We start from the raw sequence: 15,137 nt of genomic DNA on the forward strand, positions 1-15,137 counted from the left end.
TACGGCCGACCGGAGGAGCTTGCCGATGTCGTTGCCTTCCTCGCCAGCGAGCGGGCATCCTACATCACAGGCGCCCGCATCAGGGTCGACGGCGGTTTGATCCGAACAATTTAAGACAGTGAATATCGGCCGAGGGGGGAGCTTTGGTGGGGAAGACCTATGATTTCATTATTGCGGGCGGCGGCTCCGCGGCTTGTGTCGCCGCCATGCGGCTGGTGCGGGATTTCGGCTTTTCCGTGCTCGTCATCGAACGCGGGCCGCGCAAGACCGCGAAGCTGATGGCCTTTCCCGCCGGTTACATGAAATACCTCGCCCGCGACGATTTCCTCGAAATGCATCATACGGTTCCGCAGCCGCAGCTTGGCGGCCGCGGACCGATCGTTCCGGTCGCCAAGGCGCTTGGTGGCGGCAGCGCCGTCAATGCCATGGTCTATATGCGTGGCCAGAAAGAGGATTACGACGGTTGGGCCGCCTATCTCGGCCAGGGGATCGAATGGTCCTATGCCAACATGCTGCCGCACTTCAAAGGGATCGAAGCCAATACGCGCTTCAACAACAGATATCACGGCATATCCGGCAATCTGCGCATCTCCGAGCCGGGACACATCTCCGACACGACGGAGGATTTCCTGCTGGCGGCACAGGGGCTTGGCCATCCCTATAATCCCGACTTCAACGGCGTCAGGCAAAACGGCGTCGGCATTATGCAGCACACCTACGGCCAGTGGAACGGCAAGATGGAGCGCTCCGACGCCAAGAAGGCATTCCTCGATCCGCTTGCCGGCGACGACAGGCTCGAGATCATCACCGATGCCCGAGTCGACCGCATCCTCATCGAAAACGGCCGCGCGACCGGTGTGACCTATACACGGAACGGAGAAAGCCACACGATCCACGCCGAAAGAGAAATCCTGGTCGCCGCGGGCACCTATAACAGCGCCAAACTGATGATGCTGTCCGGCATCGGCCCGGCCGATCATCTGCGCGAACACGATATCGCCGTTACTCTCGATGTCCCCGGCGTCGGCGCCAATCTGCAGGATCATCATGAAGTCCCTGTGATCGCCACTACCAAGGGCAAGTCCGGCTATTTTGGCGAGGACAAGGGCTGGCCGATGCTTCGCAACGGGCTGCAATACCTGCTCTTCAACTCCGGTCCGGTCACGACCACCGGCATCGAATCCTGCCTGTTCTACGACCCGGACGGCAGCGAGCGACCGTCGATCCAGCTCTATTGCGCCCCGATCGTCTATCTCGACCGTGACGTCTCCTCCGCCAAGCCGACCTACGGCGTTACCTTCACCTCCTGCCTGTTGCGCCCAAAGGCGCGCGGCAGTGTCAAGCTTCGCTCGGCCAATCCTGCCGACCAGCCCCTGGTCGACTGCAACTTCTTCGGCGATCCCGACGATCTGCGCCTGACGCTCGCCTCACTGAAGGTCGCCCGACAACTGCTGGAAACGGAACCTTTCAAATCGAAGATCGCGGACGAAATCCTTCCGGGCCGGGCGCTACAGGACGACGAGACCCTGGCCAAATTCGCCGGCCAAACCGTCAAGACGAATTACCACCCTTCCGGCAGCCTGCGCATGGGCCCGGACGATGATGCAATGTCGGTGGTCGACGGAAAGCTGCGCGTGCGCGGCATCGACGGCCTGAGGGTCATCGACTGCTCGATCATCCCCTTCATCCCTTCGGGTAATACCAATGCGCCGGCAATGGCGATCGGCTCTAAGGCGGCGGAGATGATTGGGAAGAGTTATTGAAGATCTGGCTCGGTGTTGCCTTTCCGGCAATCAGTGCATCGAAAATCAGCGCTTTTTCGCAACGCTGTGCTTTGTCATACTCGCCTCAAGCCGAGATTGAGGTGCCGCCGGATGGCCTATGTCATTACCGATCCCTGTATTGACGTTAAGGATGGTGATTGCACGGTCGCCTGTCCCGTGGATTGCATCTACGAGGGCGGACGGATGTTCTACATTCATCCCGGCGAATGCATCAATTGCGGGCTCTGTCTCTCGGTCTGTCCCGTCGATGCGATTTCCTGGGACGAGGAAATTCCGCAGGACCGGGTGCAGTTCAAAGCCGTCAATCAGGATTTCTTCGGCCCCGAGGTGACCAACTGGGGCTCACCCGGCGGCTGGGACAAGAACTATACGACCAATCGCGACCATCCGCTCGTCGCCGCCTATGAAAGAGCCTGATCAAGACAGGCGTCACGACCCGAAATGGATTTCGACATGACAGCAGCAAAGATCGGCGGCGTCATCGCAGCCGTACCCACTCCACTCACCGCAAGCGGAACCGTCGATACGGACGCTTTCTTGGAGCATGCTCGCTGGTGTCTGGCGGAAGGATGCGATCTTCTCAATGTGCTGGGAACGACGGGCGAGGCGAACTCGCTCTCCTTCTCGCAGAGAAGCGCACTCATGGCGACCGCTGCAAAGAGCCTCGACGGTGACATGATGATGGTCGGCACAGGTACTCCAGATCTCGAAACGACAATCACGCTGACACGGCAAGCCTATGAGCTGGGCTATGCCGCAGCGCTCCTCCTGCCGCCTTACTACTACAAGTCGGTTCAGGACGAAGGGCTTTTTGCCTGGTTCGCCAAGGTCATTCAGGAAACGGCTGAAACACCTATCCCGATGTATCTCTATAACTTCCCGCAGCTAACGGGCATAGAGTTCTCCCCTGCCCTGGCAGCAAGACTCATCCAAATGTTTCCGGAGCGCGTTCGCGGGGCGAAGGATAGTTCAGGCAATTTAGACTATGCCCGTCAGCTCGCACAGATTTCTGGCTTTGCGGTCTTTCCGAGCAACGAGGCAGCGCTTGCTGGGGCGGAAAAGGACAATTTCGCCGGCTGCATTTCCGCGACTGTCAATATCAATCCGCAATCCTCGGCACGGCTCTGGAAGAACCAGAGTGACCCGGCGACACTCGACGAGGTCAGACATCTCAGGCAGGCGATCGCCGCTCATCCGCTCATTCCGGCGGTCAAATATCTCGTCGGCAAGCGGACGGGGAGCGCTGTTTGGAGCAATGTCTTGCCCCCGAACCTGAAGATCACGGAGAGGGCGCGCCTGGAAATGTTAGATGCGATTGCTGCTGAGTTGACGGGCACAAGCTAGATGGCCGGCCCTCCTCACCACTCAGAATAATAGCGGCGGATTGCAGCAGACAGGCTTCCGGCGAGCTGCCGTTCGCGCCTAAGGCGGGGGAGATCACCCCTTGCCTGCTCGCGCAATTCCCGCCGCGCTCCCTCAAAATCGACGGTGATCAGGCGACCATCCCGCATGATCTCGCGCCCGCCCACGAAAAGGCCTCTGGCATAGGCGGATGTCATGCGGGTCAGCAGCACCTCCGCCTCGTCGATATCGTCGAACAGGCAATCCGCCATCAGGGCGTCATAGTCGATCACCACGAAATCCTGGGCTGCCGGTGCGTTGATCACCTTCGCGCCGATATGAATGGCAGCATCGAAAATTTGATCCGCGGTGAACCGGCGCGCCAGTTCGCGTCCGCCATGCAGGAGATGTATGAGCCGCATCTCCCGCCAAAGGTCCTGATCGTCGTCAAACCCGGAGCCGTCGAGACCGATGGCGAAGGCCGGGCCTTTCTCCGCCACGAGATACCCTGCGGGAAGCGGCGATCCAGCCATTGCCGCTGCCGCGGACTTTCCAGAAGATGCATGTGGATGCGCCGGTTATTGACCGCGGACGCCTCGGCGATCGCCTCCAGCATGGCGTTCGAACACCATTGCGGACCGATCGGCCCGTATTGAACATCGACCGTCGGATTGGAGTTTGCCGCCGCCACCGCCTCGACGGCGGCGATCTGTTCTGCGATCGGCGCGTAGGCCGGGATGCTCGGCGACAGAGCCTGCCAGTCGTCCTCGCTCAGCAACGGCTTCAATTTCTCCGGCCCGCCGCCATAGGCCCAGGGATCGAAGTCAAGCAACGGACAGGACAATCCCAGACGAATACCGACGTTCCCTGCAGCACGGATGACGGCGGCAGCTTCGTCGCCGAGCCGATTGATATTCAGTGAGTTGTGGCAATGCATCGTCGCGCCCACACCCGCTTGCGCCAGGCGCGCGAACGCCACCAGCGCCTCAAGATAGGCATCGGTTCGCGGTCGCAGACGCATGCCGGGAATCCAAACCTCAAGGGCGTCGTCGACGGCACCGAAATCGAGCGTACGGATGCCATATCCATGGTCATGGGCGTTGACGGGTGATGGCATCGCCAGATTGCCCGGGCCAACGGCCAGCGATCGGTCCGCGCCCATGGGGAGCGATGTCGTGCCATCAAAACGCTCCGCGACCTCATGGCCGGGGCGGAGCAGCAACCGGGCGGATGTCGTCATCTTCTTTACCTCTGGATCACAGCATGGATCTTGTCGCTGAACTTCTTCAGCTCGCCGCTCATCGACTCGATCACCACTTCGGTTGCATGGGTAAGTTGGCGCTGACGCGGCACGACGATGCCGACCTGCAAATTGTGCAATTGCGAACCGGCGATATGTAAGGCAACAACCTCGCCGGCCTCGAGCTCTTCCAGGAGGCCAAGCGGCGTAAAGAAGGCGACGCCCTCGCCCGACAGGATCAATGGCTTGAGCATCATCTGATTGTTCGTCGCGACCAGCGTACGTCCAACGCGGTTGAGCGCACCGAGCTCGACGGCGATCATGGAGCTCATGACTTCATTGTCGAGCTGCAAAAGCAGCTTGAACTGCGCGCATTCCTGCAGGGTGGCCGATTTCTGCCGCGCCAGTGGATGATTGCGCGATACTATCGCCATCAGCGGCATCGGAACGCCGTAAACCAGCTTGATATCGTGGGGCCGGGCGAGATCGAAGGTGACGCCGATATCAACGTCGCCTTCCGCTATGAAGCGGAAAATACTGGTGTAATTGTCGTTACGAATGCGGAAATCGACCGCTGGGTGCCGTTTGTGGAAGCCCATGACGAATTCCGGCAGGAACTGGACGGCGAGACTGTCGAGGGAGGCGATATGGACCCGGCCGGCGCACTTGCCCTGGAGATCGCCGAGATCGGATTTCATGATCTCATATTTCAGCAGCGTCTCCTTGGCGTGCTTCAGGACGATTTCGCCAGCCGCCGTCAAGCGCAGGCCATCGGAGAAACGCTCGAACAACGGCGTTCCGAGCTCGTCCTCCAGCTTCTTGATCTGCCGGCTGACGGCCGAAGTTGCGACATGCAGCTCATCCGACGCCTTACGGATCGAACCTGAGCGCGCGACTTCAGCGAAATATTTCAGGATACTAGCGTGCATGGAAGCCTCTCGATATGCCGGAAGCTATACCACGCTCATCGTCCTCGCCAAACGGGCGCCCGTTTTTGCTGGAACGCGGCAACGCCCTCCAGCGCGTCCTCGCTCTGCAGCGCTTTGATGAGCGCCGGCGTGCGCAGGGCTTGCGCCTCTGCAGGGCTCAGATGACCGGTCCGGTTCACGGTCTGCTTGATCGCGCGCAGCGACAACGGCGCGCAGGCAACGATATCGGCAACCCAGCGATCGACGGCCGCATCGAGCTCGGCCGCAGGAACCACCTCGTTGACGACCCCGAACCCTGCCATCTCGGAGGCGCTGAACTGCCTGCCCGTCAGCATGACTGCCATCGCCCGGTTGAAGGCGATCTTTCGTTGCAAAAGCACCATGCCGCCATCGAGCGGCATGCGCCCGACGCGGGCTTCCGGCAGGCCGAAGCGCGCCGTCTCCGCCGCTATCACAATGTCGCAGCCGAGCACCATCTCAAAGCCGCCACCAAGCGCGAAGCCATTGACGCGGGCGATGACAGGCACATCGAGAGACCGGCGAAACGCCAACCCGCCAAAGCCGTTCACCCGGCTCGCCGCCCAATAATCGAGGCCGGAACTGCCGCTCCCGCCCTTAAGATCCGCGCCAGCGCAAAAGGCTCTTTCGCCGGCTCCGGTCAGCACGACGCAACTGATGTCGTCGCGCGCTTCGATCTCGCGCCAGATCGTCTCCAGCTCCTGCTCCGTCGCGGCATCGACCGCATTCATGCGGTCCGGACGATCCAGAGTGACGCGGGCGACACGATCTTCGACGGAAAAACCGACGCTCATGCCGCATCTCCCTGCAGTCTGCCGAGCGAGCCGAGGATTTCGTCATTATGCTGGCCGAGCTGCGGCGGCGGAATACGCACCGCTACATGGGCTGCAGACATATCGATCGGCGAACCGATCAGACGGATTGGACCGGCCGACGTTTCGCCAGCCTCCAGGATCATCTTGTTGATGATCGTCTGCTCGTCCTTCAGCGCTTCTGGGAGCGAACGCACCGGCGCGCATAGAATGTCTACGCCCTCCAGCCGCTCCAGCCAATGAGCCGTAGTGTTCTTCGCGAAATTGTCGCGAAAGGTCGCCTGCAGCTCCGGCCGCCGCGCCATCTGGGCGTCGAAATCCTTGTAGTGCGGATATTGCGACAGGTCTTCGATTTCCAACGCGTTGCAAATATCCTGCAACGGATTCTGCTTGAAGGCGCCGACCATGACGATGGCTCCGTCGGTGGTTTCGAACACACCCGTCAGCGGGAAGGCGCCCCAGTTGAGGTCTCGTTGACGCATCAAATGCGTCGTCCCCTCCTGCATCTGCATGGCGAGCATGGAATTATACAGGCTGACGGCGACCTGCTGGCCTTCGCCGGTCTTGTCGCGCTGCAGGAGCGCCAGAAGAATGCCCTGGACGAGATGCATGCCGGCCGAATAATCGGCAAGCGGCGTGGCATAGATCGAGGTCGGATGGCTGCTGTCCGACTTGCGGCGCATGACGCCGGAGACGGCCTGAGCCAACACGTCTTGGCCGCCCTTGTGCTGATAAGGGCCGGTCAAGCCGAAGCCGGTGCCCACGGCATAGATCAAGCGTTTGTTGATCTTCTTTAGCTCCTCGAAGCCGAAGCCCATGCGCTCCATGACGCCTGGACGGAAGTTATTGACGACGACATCGGCCGTTTCCAGCAACGTGAGCACGGTATTGCGCGCCTCTGGCTGCTTGAGGTCGAGTGCCAGGCTCTTCTTGTTGCGGTTCAGCGAGCAGAAGACCGGGTTGTTCAGACCATCCGGATCGGAGCCAAGCGACCAGCGAGAGAGATCGCCGATACGCTCCTTTTCGACCTTGATGACTTCGGCGCCATAGTCGGCCAGCACCTGGGTGCACGAAGGTCCGAGCATGACCTGGGTGAAATCGATGACACGAATGCCGTCGAGGGGAAGAGTGGTCATTCTGCGGCCTCCAGATAGGTAGCGTTTTCGGACGGTACGTCGCCGGGATCAGCCCCTTGCGCCCGCATTTGTTTTTGAATTGTTTTGACGTCGGCCTTGCGGACGGTCGTCCCGGCATTGAGCGCGACAACGGCGGCAACGCCCGCGGCCTCGCCCATAGCCATGCACGGCGGAATTTCGCGGCTGGATTTCTGCGCCTGCGGCGTCGCCGAATAGTGACGGCCGGCGACGATCAACTGGTCGATCTCCTTCGGCAACATTGCCCGGTAAGGCGTGTAGTAGTCGCGGCCACGGCAGACCGTGTCGGCGAAATGCCGCCGGCTCATGACATCGTCCTTCGTCACGACATAGTCGCCTTCCAGCTGCCGTGTCTGGCGCACGCCGGTCTGCGGCGCGAAATCGACGACATAGGCATTTTCGAAGCCCGGCATTTTCTCTCGCGCGAAGTCCAGCAGTCGAGCGATGCGCGCGCGGCCCTCCAATTCTGCCTGCGTCAAGTCCTCGACCTTGAGGCCGCTCAGCTTCGGCATGTGCGGGCAGTTGAGCCAGACGACGCCCGGCAGTGGCGTCTTCAGCCACCAGAAAGACCAGCAACCGCCGATGAGACGCTTGGCTTCGTGATCCACCAGCTTGAAGGCTTCCGGATCTTCGCGCTCGAACCGTTCGGCCGCATCCGTGTCGATACCGCCCCAACGCGAAACCGTCGTCAGGATAAAATTGGATTCGATATGCGAGGCACCGGCACTGGCGGCGACGTCAAGATCGCCCGTGGTGTCGATGACCACATCACCGAGAATCGCCTCCATGCCCGCCTTGGTCTGGCAGATCACACCCTTGATCGTCCTGTCCTCAACAATCGCGGAGGAGAACCAGCTATGGGTTCTGAGCTTGACGCCGGCAAGAGCTAGAATGTCGTAGGAAGCACGCTTGAAGGCGTCGGGATCGAAAGCGGCGGAAAAGCAGATCGGATGCGGCATGGACGGCGTGTGGAAATCGAACAGCCCCCAGCGCGCCCAGCGCTGCCATGCTTCTGGGGTATCGCGGAATTCGATCAGGCGATCGCGGTCAGTCGGCGTGACGCACAGGCCCCAGACCTTCATGCGTTCGATCATTTCCATGCAGATGCCGCGCACGGTGATTTCGAGTTCGTTGATCATGTCGTCGAGCACCAGCACCATGCCGCCGGCAGCGAGACCGCCGACATAGGGATAGCGCTCCAGCAAGGTCACGCTCGCACCATTGCGGGCCGCCGACACTGCTGCCGAGATCCCGGCTGGGCCGCCACCGACCACGACGACGTCGGAGCGATCGACCACTTTGATGTCGCGCGCAGGCTGATGGATTGTCTCAATCATTGTCGTTTCCTCTAGTTGCGCGTGCTCAATGCGATCCAGCGGGCTTCCAGCGCACCACCTTTGCCTCGACCGCCGAGACCAGGGCAAATAGGATCACCGCTAGAAGCGCTGCGATCACAACGGTTGCGTAGAGAAGGGGCGAGCGGAAATTATAGGTAGCCTCGATGATCAGTGCGCCGAGACCGAAACTCGAACCGATCCATTCGGCGACGATCGCCCCCATGACGCTGCTGGTCGCGGCGATCTTCAGCGCCGCGAACAGGAAGGGCAGCGAACTTGGAAAGCGGACTTTCCAGAGGATCTCGGAATTGGTCGCCGACAGAACCCGCATCAGATCGAGCATGGCGGGACTAGCGGCGCGCAATCCTTGGACCATGTTGACCAGCGTCGGGAAGAAGCAGATCAGGCCGGCGATGATGATCTTCGGTGCCAGCCCATTGCCGAAGATCAGCACGAGGATCGGCGCAAGCGCAATGATCGGGATCGCCTTGATGAAGACGGCGATCGGGTAAAACGCCTTCTCCGCCGTCGTGCTATGCACGAACCACACTGCCAGCAGGATGGCGACAAGGTTGCCGAACAGGAAGCCCAAGGCTGCCTCCAAAAGGGTCGGCAGGAAATTCCGCCAGAGCGTTGCGGCATTGTCGCGAAAGGCGAACACGACATCGGCGGGGCTCGGCGCCATGAAGGTCGGGATTTTGAATATCCAGATCACCAGTTGCCAGAGCACGACGAGGCCGAGACCGGCCAGAATCGCCGGCAGGTTTTTCGACAAGGTGCCAACCGTGGCGTCGAGGATCGCGACCTTGCGCGGCGTGGATGCGGGCGCGGAACGCGTTCCGGAAGAGACCACATTGCTCATAGGCATTCCTCCAGCAAGGCGCGCAAATGCGCCGTCACCTGAATGAATTCCACCGTATCCCGCATGGCGAGCGAACGCGGATAGGGAAGATCGACCTTCATGAATTCCTTGACGCGACCAGGATGTGCCTGAAGCATCAGGACGTGCTGGCCGAGGAAGGCCGCCTCTGGAATGGAGTGCGTGACGAAGACGATGGTCGTGCCGGTCTCCTGCCAGAGCTTCAGCAATTCCTCGTTCAGCTTGTCGCGCGTGATCTCGTCGAGTGCGCCGAAGGGCTCGTCCATCAGCAGGATGCGCGGCCGAGTGACCAGCGCCCGGGCGATGGCGACTCGCTGGCGCATGCCGCCGGAGAGCTCATGCGGCAACGCATTTTCACGCCCCTTGAGACCGACCATCGCCAACAGCTCTGCCGGATCGGCAAAGTCGCCGGCCGCATGCTTACCGACTTCGATCGGCAGGCGGACATTGTCGATGACACTGCGCCAGGGCAATAGAGTGGCATCCTGGAACACGAAGGCGAAATCGCGGCCTTCGCGAGCCTCGCGCGGCGAGCGACCGAGCACCGAGATCGAACCGCCGCTGATATGCACGAGATCGGCAATACAGCGCAGCAGCGTCGATTTTCCGCAGCCCGAAGGGCCGAGCATCGTTACGAACGCCCCTTCAGGAATATTCACCGACACGTTGGAAAGAGCGGTGATTTCGTTGTCTTTGTCGCCAAAGCGGATGTCCAGATTGGCAACGGATACGGCGAGCGGCGATCCGGCTGGTCGCGGATCGGGCCGTTTGATGATGGCGGCGGCAGTCATGGCCGTTCACCCGACCTGCTTGCGGATATCGGCCGTCGCATCGAGAATCGCGAAGCTCGCGACATCGTCGACGGTCGGAACTGTCCCAGTGAACTGCTTGAGGTCGGCATAGGCCTTGATCTGCGCCGCCCAATTGTCCCTGTTCATCGCGCCCCAACCGAATTGCTTGGTCGTGTCGCCAAAGGAGAATTTCGCGATCGGCCCGACGGCTTGGAGTTCGCTCGCCTTGTCGAGGTTCGGATAGGTCTCGACCAGCATGTCGACGGCTTCTTCCGGATGGTCGCGAACATAGCCCCAGCCCTTGGCCGCTGCCGTGGTAAAGCGGACCAGCACATCGGCATGTTTGTCGAGCTGTTCGTCTGTGGTGTAGTAGACGTTGGCGTAGAGCTGCAGCCCCGCGTCCCAGAGCATCATGTCGACGCGATCGTCACCCAGGACCGACAGGGCATTGGTGTTGGTGACCCAGCCGGTGACGGCATCGGCCTGACCGGTCAGGAGCTGGTTCATGTCGGAGCCCATATTGACCATCTTGACCTGATCCTCGGCAATGCCGTTTTTGGCAAGTAGCGCACGAAGAAGGATGAAGGCGGTCGGCTGTGTGGCGATCGTCTTGCCGATCATGTCTTTCGGTTCGCGGATCGGCGCCTTCTTCAGCGAAAAATAGGTGAAAGGATGTTTCTGGAAGCCGGCAAGAAAGGCTTTGACCGGAATGCCGGCAGACCGCGCCAGCATCACCGATGGGCTGGAAGAGATTTGTCCGAGCGTTGATTGCCCAGCAGCGACACCGGCCACACCATCGACATTCGGGCCGCCTGGAACGATCTCCAGCTCGACGCCCTGCTCCTTGAAGAAACCCTTCTTTTGAGCGGCGACTTCGCCGATCACGCCATTCGATACCAGCCAACCCAGTTGCATTTTCACCTGGGCAACGTCCTGAGCAAGGCCGGCACGTACACCGATCAAGGTCTGCGCTGCGGCAAGGCCGCCCACGGTTGCGACATTGGACATGAAGCGACGGCGGTTCATCATGAAATGAGACATAATAGTTCCCCTATTTGTTCCCGCGGCCCGACTTTATCGTCGTGTACCGCAGCTCATTTGCCGAATGTCCAGGAGGATGAGGAATTTTTGCGTTCTAATAAAGAACAATTATTCGCTAAATGAATTGCCAAAAAGGCAACACTGGCGATGAGTGCTTGTTCCTGGGAGTACGACAGCACTTGCCAGGAGAATACGAACGCCTCACCTGGCATCGTGTTGAAGGATAGCGGGGCGCCTGGCAATCATGCAAGGCACCAGCGGTGTCAGGCCGGCTCGAACAGCGGCGCGATTTCCATTTCCGGCACGAGCACCAGCCCTTTATCGGTGATGCGGATTTCCGGAATGACGGAGAGCGGGATCAAATTGAAACCCATGTAGGCGATGGTGCAGCCGGCCTTCTCCCATTCGACCTTCAGCGCTTTCACCTCCTCGGCGACCTCGTGCACGCGCTTGTCGGAGAGCAGACCGGCGATCGGCAACGGCACCATGGCCGTCACCTTGCCGTCCATGACAACGCAGACGCCACCCTGCTTGGCTTCGATCGCATCGAGCGCGATCTGCATGTCGGCCTCATTGGTGCCGGCGACGATGATGTTGTGGCTGTCATGACCAACGGAGGAGGCCACAGCGCCCTTCTTCAGTCCGAAGCTGTTCAAAAGACCATGTGCGACATTGCCGGCCGACTTGCCGTGGCGCTCGACCACCGTGACAAAGCAGAGGCCGTGACGATCGAAATGCGTCTGCCAGTCATTGGCCGGCTCGAGCTCGATGGTGACATGGCCGAGCGTGATGCCCGGCAGTTCCGTCTTGATCGTATGGGCGATGACAGGCCCGGTTGGCAAGTCCGGCGTGAGCTTCAAATTCTTCGGCAGTTTCACCGTATGATAGGCGGCTTCTGGATAACGATAGGGCTTCGAAAGTGCGGCATCGAGAACCGGCGTGATCTTGCGATCCTCGACCACCAGTTCACCGCCATACCAGGTACTGACCGGCTTCAGATCGTCTGTCAGCAGCACGAGGTCGGCGCGGCGCCCTCCACCGAGACCGCCGATTTCGTGTTCCATGCCGAAACGGGTCGCACCATGCAGAGAGCCCATTGCCCAGGCCTGTTCCGGTTTCATGCCGGCCTTAGCGGCTTCACGCGTCACCCAATCGAGACCGAAAAGCAGCAGGTCTTCGGCATCGCGGTCGTCGGTGCAGACGGCAATGCGCTTATGGGAGGCACCGAGCTCGGTGATGGTCTTGATCGCATGCGGCAGGCTGTGCCAGGGCGTCGTCGGCGGGCCGCCGCGCAGGAAGAGCCAGATGCCCGCCTCCAGCAGGTCGTCGGCGATGTCGCGATCGATCGCCTCATGCGTATCGGTCACGCCCGAAGCGGCATAGGCGGCAACGAATTCCCGGCCATAGACATGGCCCGATACCGGTCGCCCACGCTCCAGTGCCGCCGCCAGGATCGCGTGGCTGCGCTCGTCGCCCATCGCCACCTGCACGAAGTCCATTTTCTCGCCAAGCGCCAGGGCTTCGGGCCACTTATCGAACAGCGCCGCGATCTTCTCCGGCGTCAGGTCGCCGCCGGCTGTCTCGAGTTTCGGTGAGGTAGCCGGCACCGTGCTCGGCACGGTCAGGAAAATCGACAGCGGCGCATGACGAGCATCTTCCAGCATTGCCTCGACGCCGGCGACATCCATGACATTGCCGATCTCGTGGCTATCGCAGAAGATCGTCGTCGTGCCGTTCAGAAGCGCGGCCTCAGCATAGGCGCAAGCGGTCACCATGCTGGATTCGATATGGATATGCGGGTCGACGAGACCCGGCGCAATGATACCGCCCTTGGCGTCATAGAGTTTAGCGCCGCTGCCCCTGTAGCTGCCGGCCGGTTTGACGGCCGCAATGCGGCCGCCGGAAATCCAGATTTCCTTACCGGCTAGAATACGCTCGGAATAGGTCGAGAGCACGCGCGCGTCCTGAATCACCAGATCGGGCTCCCGGCGGGCAGAGGCGACGTCGGCGAGCGTCCGCGTCATGCTGGACAGTGGCTTAACGGAAAAGCGTGTGAGCGTCATCGGATATCCACTTCAAAATCGATGATAATCGGGAATGCCAGGCATGGTGCGAAAGCCGTCGATGGCGCGGAAACGGCGCTGCCATCGGCGCAAGGCCGGATAGTCGTCATGATCGATGCCATAATCACGGCTCAGCGCAAAGGACGGAAATAGCGTCAGGTCCGCGAGCGTCTGACCGTTGCCGACGAACCACTCGAAGCCATCGAAATGGCGAAGCGTCATGTGGTCGTCCATCACACGGAAAGCCTTACGAGCGCTGGCGCGCTGAGCAGCCTCATCGCCTGGCGTATCAAAGAGCGATTGCAGGCGCGCAGCGACAGCCGGAGCAAGTGCTGTCGCGGAAAAATGCAGCCACATCATCGTCAGACCGAAATTCGCCGCATCCTCCGGCAGCCAGCGTCGCGCCTGATCATAAGCCTTAGCAAGGTAGGCGAGGATCGCCTCGCTGCCGCGCAACACAAGGTCGCCGTCGGTCAGCACCGGCATAGTGCCCAAGGGATTGAGCGCCAGCATAGCCGGCTTGGTTTCCTCCTTACCCGGAAACATGTCGACGGCTGAGGTTCTATGCGCCAGCCCAAGCATGGAGAGCAGCAGGCGAACGCGATAGCTTCCCTCGTCCATTTCGTAATTGTAGAGCGTGATCTCCGCCATCAAGCGACCTCTGCCATCTGTTCGAGGTTGAAACGAAGACCTTCAGCCCATTGCGCATAATGCTTCTGCTTGGCCCCCGCATTGATCGCCGGTGAGCCAAGAATGACGATATGAACGGCTGTTTTCTTGGGCAAAATGACCTGAACCGCGATCAGCAATCTGTCGTCCCCGGCCTGCAATATGCCGACATTCCCGACGAGATCGCTTATGCCCATCTTCGCGAGCACAGGATGGACATCACCTGCCCCACGCTCGATGTAAAGGCTGCGAACCGGCGTAGTTCCCATCACGGCGTCGATATCCGGCAACGATGCTTCCGAAGCGGTCGTCGCCCAGATGATCCCGTATTTTTCCGTAGTTGAATAGGTCGGCACCTTGATCGTCTGCGGCACCTCCAGCGTCGGATGCGCCGGAATGTAGCGGCATTGCCCCGCGGTATCGTACTGCCAACCGTGATAGAGGCAGGCGATATGGTCGCCGCGAACAAAGCCGAAGCTCATGCGCATGCCGCGATGCGGACAACGATCCTCCCAGACATGCGCGTTGCCGCTATTGTCACGCCAGACGACGATCTCGCTGCCTTCGACCACTGCGCCCGCCGATGTCGCCGGCTCGATCGACGCCGACAGGGCGACAGGAACCCATCCCGCTTGCAATTTCATATGTCACTCCGCTCGATATCGAGGATAACGCAGTCATAAGGTCCGAGGCTGCAGGCCATTTCGAAGGCATCGACAAGATCGTTCTGACCCCTTACGGCAAGCGTCGCGGATCGCGCATCACAGGCCCCGACCTCGATGTCCAGATCCAGCCAGCGTGCACGGTGCTGGGCAAACTCGATGAAACTGTCGCACACCATCCGCCCCCGAAAGACAAAACGCGCCGCCTCGATCATGCCGCAGACATTCCGCTCGTTCTATCCCTGCCCAGCCTGCGCATCAAAAATGTCCACTTTGCATAAAAAATAAACATGCTTCACTTTTAGGCATTCTAGCCGCGCTGCCTTTTGAAATTCAAGAGGCTTTGCAGCGCGGATCGATATCGACCGACAGGCATCGGACAGATCACGCATGGCAACTGGCATAATTGTTGCGTC

Annotated in this window: 17 protein-coding genes; 4 read left to right on the forward strand and 13 right to left on the reverse strand. The window is 60.4% G+C overall.

Features of this window, described 5'->3' with window-relative positions:
* The 4 genes from FHT86_RS36170 to FHT86_RS36185 form a co-directional block, all read left to right on the forward strand.
* A partial coding sequence (locus FHT86_RS36170; protein ID WP_133704687.1) for an SDR family oxidoreductase occupies positions 1-114 on the forward strand: 114 nt, incomplete at its 5' end.
* A gap of 32 nt (positions 115-146) precedes the next feature.
* Complete coding sequence (locus FHT86_RS36175; RefSeq protein WP_133704688.1) at positions 147-1,763, forward strand: GMC family oxidoreductase; 1,617 nt, start codon at positions 147-149, stop codon at positions 1,761-1,763.
* A gap of 111 nt (positions 1,764-1,874) precedes the next feature.
* Positions 1,875-2,201 carry a ferredoxin gene (fdxA, locus tag FHT86_RS36180; RefSeq protein ID WP_133704689.1) on the forward strand — a complete coding sequence of 109 codons (327 nt, stop codon included), beginning with the start codon at positions 1,875-1,877 and terminating at the stop codon, positions 2,199-2,201.
* Between the two features lie 36 nt (positions 2,202-2,237).
* Positions 2,238-3,128 carry a dihydrodipicolinate synthase family protein gene (locus FHT86_RS36185; RefSeq protein ID WP_133704690.1) on the forward strand — a complete coding sequence of 297 codons (891 nt, stop codon included), beginning with the start codon at positions 2,238-2,240 and terminating at the stop codon, positions 3,126-3,128.
* A gap of 14 nt (positions 3,129-3,142) precedes the next feature.
* Here FHT86_RS36185 and FHT86_RS38370 read toward each other — a convergent pair whose 3' ends face one another.
* From FHT86_RS38370 to FHT86_RS36245, 13 genes are all read right to left on the reverse strand, one after another.
* On the reverse strand, positions 3,143-3,451 hold the full coding sequence (locus FHT86_RS38370) for a hypothetical protein (RefSeq protein WP_246779828.1): 309 nt from the start codon (positions 3,449-3,451) through the stop codon (positions 3,143-3,145).
* Positions 3,448-4,365 (reverse strand): amidohydrolase family protein, encoded by a 918-nt coding sequence (locus tag FHT86_RS36190; protein WP_246779829.1) that lies wholly within the window; start codon positions 4,363-4,365, stop codon positions 3,448-3,450. Before FHT86_RS36190 ends, FHT86_RS38370 begins: the two co-directional genes overlap by 4 nt.
* Positions 4,366-4,370: 5 nt before the next feature.
* Positions 4,371-5,294, reverse strand: coding sequence for a LysR family transcriptional regulator (locus FHT86_RS36195; RefSeq protein ID WP_133704692.1), 924 nt, complete (start codon positions 5,292-5,294; stop codon positions 4,371-4,373).
* A gap of 35 nt (positions 5,295-5,329) precedes the next feature.
* Complete coding sequence (locus FHT86_RS36200; RefSeq protein WP_133704693.1) at positions 5,330-6,106, reverse strand: enoyl-CoA hydratase-related protein; 777 nt, start codon at positions 6,104-6,106, stop codon at positions 5,330-5,332.
* Positions 6,103-7,260: a CaiB/BaiF CoA transferase family protein gene (locus tag FHT86_RS36205; RefSeq protein WP_133704694.1), complete on the reverse strand. Its 1,158-nt coding sequence runs from the start codon at positions 7,258-7,260 to the stop codon at positions 6,103-6,105. The genes FHT86_RS36200 and FHT86_RS36205 overlap by 4 nt, the downstream gene beginning before the upstream one ends.
* A complete protein-coding gene (locus tag FHT86_RS36210; protein WP_133704695.1) occupies positions 7,257-8,615 on the reverse strand; it encodes an FAD-dependent oxidoreductase in 1,359 nt (452 codons plus the stop codon). The genes FHT86_RS36205 and FHT86_RS36210 overlap by 4 nt, the downstream gene beginning before the upstream one ends.
* Positions 8,616-8,640: 25 nt before the next feature.
* Complete coding sequence (locus FHT86_RS36215) at positions 8,641-9,477, reverse strand: ABC transporter permease (RefSeq protein WP_133704696.1); 837 nt, start codon at positions 9,475-9,477, stop codon at positions 8,641-8,643.
* Positions 9,474-10,286, reverse strand: coding sequence for an ABC transporter ATP-binding protein (locus FHT86_RS36220; protein ID WP_133704697.1), 813 nt, complete (start codon positions 10,284-10,286; stop codon positions 9,474-9,476). Before FHT86_RS36220 ends, FHT86_RS36215 begins: the two co-directional genes overlap by 4 nt.
* A 6-nt stretch (positions 10,287-10,292) precedes the next feature.
* On the reverse strand, positions 10,293-11,327 hold the full coding sequence (locus FHT86_RS36225) for an ABC transporter substrate-binding protein (protein ID WP_133704698.1): 1,035 nt from the start codon (positions 11,325-11,327) through the stop codon (positions 10,293-10,295).
* Between the two features lie 263 nt (positions 11,328-11,590).
* A complete protein-coding gene (locus tag FHT86_RS36230; RefSeq protein ID WP_133704699.1) occupies positions 11,591-13,390 on the reverse strand; it encodes an adenine deaminase in 1,800 nt (599 codons plus the stop codon).
* Between the two features lie 12 nt (positions 13,391-13,402).
* A complete protein-coding gene (locus FHT86_RS36235; protein WP_133704700.1) occupies positions 13,403-14,041 on the reverse strand; it encodes a glutathione S-transferase family protein in 639 nt (212 codons plus the stop codon).
* A complete protein-coding gene (locus FHT86_RS36240; protein WP_133704701.1) occupies positions 14,041-14,703 on the reverse strand; it encodes a Rieske (2Fe-2S) protein in 663 nt (220 codons plus the stop codon). The genes FHT86_RS36235 and FHT86_RS36240 overlap by 1 nt, the downstream gene beginning before the upstream one ends.
* The gene (locus FHT86_RS36245; RefSeq protein ID WP_246779830.1) at positions 14,700-14,936 is read right to left on the reverse strand and encodes a hypothetical protein; all 237 of its coding nucleotides are present in this window, start codon (positions 14,934-14,936) and stop codon (positions 14,700-14,702) included. Before FHT86_RS36245 ends, FHT86_RS36240 begins: the two co-directional genes overlap by 4 nt.
* Positions 14,937-15,137: the final 201 nt, after the last annotated feature.

Origin of the sequence: Rhizobium sp. BK313 (assembly GCF_014193655.1) — a bacterium.
Lineage (GTDB): Bacteria > Pseudomonadota > Alphaproteobacteria > Rhizobiales > Rhizobiaceae > Rhizobium.